At 56.5% G+C, this 664-nt stretch carries 1 protein-coding gene; it reads right to left on the bottom strand.

The annotated features are described in order from the left end of the window. Positions 1–622: hypothetical protein (locus KPG66_RS17465; RefSeq protein WP_237071693.1), on the bottom strand; the 622-nt coding region annotated here is incomplete at its 3' end. Between the last annotated feature and the right edge of the window lie 42 nt (positions 623–664).

Genomic DNA, 664 nt, shown 5'->3' with positions numbered 1-664 from the left:
GGTTCTGACCTTGCAGTGCTGAGCCGGTCAACGCACCGCCGACTCCCGTCATGAACACCGGAACAAATTTCATCCCCGTCGATACCGCGCTCGTCACTCCCGACAACGCAAAGCTCGTCCAGTCAAACGGCTGATCACCCATGAGTTGGACACCTCCATTAGCTCCCAGCCCCAAAAGCGCACCCGCGCCCATCATGCCCGCCGGAGCCAACGAACCGCCCGCGGCCAAACCTAGACCCATCATCCCCGCGCCCGCCACCGTTGCACCAACCGGATCCTTATTGATGTTCGACGTCACTAGCTCGTTATACGTCTGTCCCCGCCCAAGCTGGCTCTGCCCTGCGTCATACGCCTCTTGATTCGGCTTGATGTACTGGCTGTTGTAATTATGATCCGCATATTGCAGATCCTTCTTATCACCGTAGCAATTCAGATTTTGGCAACCTACAATACTGCGAATCTCGTAATCATGCTTGCTGCCTGTCGCTTCCGCTGTTTGCTGATCCGAATTGCGCAGTATTTCCGCTACGATCCGGCCTTCCGCTTCCTGCTCACTAATCTTGAGCTGCTGCGCCACCAGCTTCGCATGCCGCTTCGCTAAATCGTATTCGCCCTGATGCAACTGCCGATTAAACCGATCGACGTTGTACGCCGCCTGCGCACC

This window comes from Mycetohabitans sp. B2 (assembly GCF_021733735.1).
GTDB lineage: Bacteria > Pseudomonadota > Gammaproteobacteria > Burkholderiales > Burkholderiaceae > Mycetohabitans > Mycetohabitans rhizoxinica.
The sequence above is the reverse complement of the archived record's forward strand: the minus strand, read 5'-3'. Positions and strand labels throughout refer to the sequence as shown.